The 3,167-nt window shown below is 54.9% G+C and carries 2 protein-coding genes; both read left to right on the top strand.

Features of this window, described 5'->3' with window-relative positions; translation table 11 throughout:
• Positions 1-211: 211 nt before the first annotated feature.
• A complete protein-coding gene (locus tag AB7S84_RS17030; protein WP_428155986.1) occupies positions 212-2,464 on the top strand; it encodes a PAS domain S-box protein in 2,253 nt (750 codons plus the stop codon).
• 3 nt (positions 2,465-2,467) lie between these two features.
• Positions 2,468-3,115, top strand: coding sequence for a response regulator (locus tag AB7S84_RS17035; protein ID WP_428155988.1), 648 nt, complete (start codon positions 2,468-2,470; stop codon positions 3,113-3,115).
• Positions 3,116-3,167: the final 52 nt, after the last annotated feature.

A 3,167-nucleotide genomic window follows, 5' to 3' on the forward strand; every position in this document is an offset into this window, starting at 1 on the left:
GGCCCGATACAAGACGTCAACCCGGCAAATGATATCAGCCCATCGAAACGGCCTGGACCCCACCGTTTCGGCGCTCGAAAACCGGGAAGATTTCAACGCCTTGTTGGCCTGTCTCTTTGAGATGGATACATATCTTAGAACCATTGCCTAACAAAACCAACGCAACTATGCTATAGCCCATTTCGGTGCTGCCGGCATCCTTCTCGTATTGATGGCCATTCTGGCGATAATCATCAAACGGTTCGAACGCCAGCGGACGGAAAATCTACGGTCCCTTGAAGAGAGCAACCGGCGGCTCAATACCGAAATAGCGGAAAGGGAAAAAGCCCAGAACGCCCTCAAGGCCAGCGAAGCCCTTTTTCGCAACATTTTCCGCACCAGCCCCGAGGCCATCGTCATCAGTCGTCTCTCGGACGGTCTCATCCTGGATGTCAACGATGGATTCAATGCCCTCACCGGCTACCCAAAACCGGCGGTCGTTGGAAAAACCGCCGAAGAAATCCAATTGTGGAAAGATCCTCGGAATCGAAAAACATTCGTCGAAAACCTCAATCGATACGGTTCGGTTCGCAACCTGGCGACCCAGTTCATCACCCGGGACGGCAGCGTCAGGTCTGTTCTGCTCTCCTCGAAAATCGTGCCCTTACAAAACGGACCTCACATTCTGACGGTTACGCGGGACATCACGGAAATCAAGGAGGCTGAAGCCCGCCTCAAAAAAAGCGAAGAGAAATTCAGATCCTTTTTCGAAGCGGCCGCCGATCTGATCCATTTGCTCGACGAACACGGTCACATTCTCATGACCAATCCGACGACCCTTGAACGGTTGCAGTACAATGAAGATCAAATGCTCGGCAGAAAGCTTTCGGACTTTATGTCGATTCGCTCCGCCGAAGCCTTCCAGCGACATTTTCAATCTATTCTCAGCCGAGGATTTCACCGCGGGGAGTATGAGTTGATCACCAGCAGCGGCGCCGTTGTCAGCGTTGACGCCTCGGCATCCGTGATTCACGGCGATAACGGGGAGCCTCTGCATATCATCACCTTTCAAAAAGATATCACCGACCGCAAACTCGCCGCACGCAAGCTGGAAGCCTCCCACACCTTTCTGCTCATCGCCAATCGCCATTCGGAGATGACGCCGGTGCTGGAGGCGTTTATGAAGGAGATTGAAAAACTTACCCGTTGTCAGGCGGTGGCTGTTCGAATTCTGAATGACAACGGCAGCGCTCCCTATGCCGCATCGTTCGGTTTCGATGCGGACTTCTGCGTTCTGGAAAAAACCGATCCCGGCGGCGCAATGGGTGCATCAAGGAATGTCGGCATCTGTCGACATATGCTGAACGGTACGCTTGGTTCGGTGTTGCCGTGTTTCACAAAATACGGTTCCTTTCACAGCAATCAAGCCGGTAAATTCTGGGGTTCGATGGCCAGATATGAGAAAGACTCAAAAAAAAATATCTGCAACCAGGTCGGTTTTGAATCCCTGGCCCTCATTCCCATCCGATCGGGAGAGACGATCATCGGCCTGATCCATGTGGCGGACCGACAAAGGGACAAAATTTCCCCAGCCACCGTTGAAATTCTCGAGGGTGCGGCCATGCAGCTGGGATCCGCCATCCAGCGGATTCGCGCCGAGGAGGCTCTGAAAGCCGCCTATGACGTGCTGGAAAAAAACGTCCAGGAGCGGACGGAGGAGCTCCGCAAAACCAATTCCCAACTTCAGCAGGAGATCGAAAAACACCGGAAAACCGAACAGGCGCTCCTCCAGTATCAGACCCAGCTGCGGACCCTTTCGGCCGAACTGTTGAAGACCGGAGAGCAGGAGCGCCGAAGGATCGCCGCTGAAATCCACGATCGTATCGGTCAGACACTGGCCATCACCAAGATCCAGCTCGGAGCGCTCAGGGCGTGCCTCTCCGACAGGAAGATCCTGATGAGTGTCGATGCCGTCAGAGACCTCGTCTCCCAGACGATCAAGGATACCCGTTCCCTGACCTTCGAACTCAGTCCTCCGATCCTCTATGAGCTGGGGCTCGTGGCCGCATTGGAGTGGCTGGCCGAGACGCTTCGAAAACAGAGTGGTTTCGTGGTTCACGTGAAGCCCGAAAACTGTGACGAAACACGGATCGACAACACGATTCGGGAATTGTTGTTCAGGACCATCAGGGAGCTTCTCCTCAACGTCGTCAAACACGCCCAAGCGCATCAGGCGATTGTTTCCATATACATTTTGTCGGATCATGTGACAGTCGTCGTCCGAGACGACGGCGTGGGGTTCTCGCCGGACACCCTCAACGCCGAAGACGTGACCTCACGGGGCTTCGGGCTTTTCAGCATCCGGGAACAACTGAATCACTACGGCGGCCGATCGACGATTGAGGCCTCGCCGGGAGCGGGTACGCAAGTCACTATCGAACTGCCGTTGACCGAAAACGGTATCTCCCTGAACGCAAAGGATTAGATCATGGCCCTGAAAATTCTGATCGCCGACGACCATAAGATCGTCCGCGACGGTCTCCGGCATCTTCTCGAGGATCAGGCGCAGTACGTGGTGATCGGTGAGGCTGAAAACGGACGCAAGGCCGTTCAATTGGCCAGAAAACACCATCCGGACATCGTGATCATGGATATCAGCATGCCCGATCTGAACGGCATCGACGCCACGCACCAGATGATCGCCGAAAACAGCGGCGTCAAAGTCATCGCCCTTTCCATGCATTCCGACAAGCAGTACGTGGACCAGATGCTGAAGGCCGGCGTCAGCGGTTATCTGCTCAAGGATTGCGCCTTCGAGGAACTCGACAGGGCGCTCAGGGTCATCGCCGGCGGCGGGATTTACCTGAGTCCGGATGTCGCCGGCCTGGTGGTTCAGGATTATGTGGGTCAACTTCACGAAAAAGCGCCCGAGCCCTCGGTTGCCATGACCGTCAGAGAGCGGGAGGTACTTCAGCTGATTGCCGAGGGACACTCCACCAAGTCCATCGCCAATGCGCTGAACATCAGCGTCAAGACCGTTGAAACCCACCGCAAGAACATCATGGAGAAAATGAATGCTCGAAGCGTCGCGGAGCTCACGAAAATCGCGCTTCGGGAAGGACTTACGACACTGTAAAGCCCGAGGATGTTTTCGACCTCGCGGCATCGGTTTTGTGCAGTCCGTCAAA

The organism is Desulfococcus sp., from assembly GCF_050178255.1.
In the GTDB taxonomy this organism is placed as follows: domain Bacteria; phylum Desulfobacterota; class Desulfobacteria; order Desulfobacterales; family Desulfococcaceae; genus Desulfococcus; species Desulfococcus multivorans.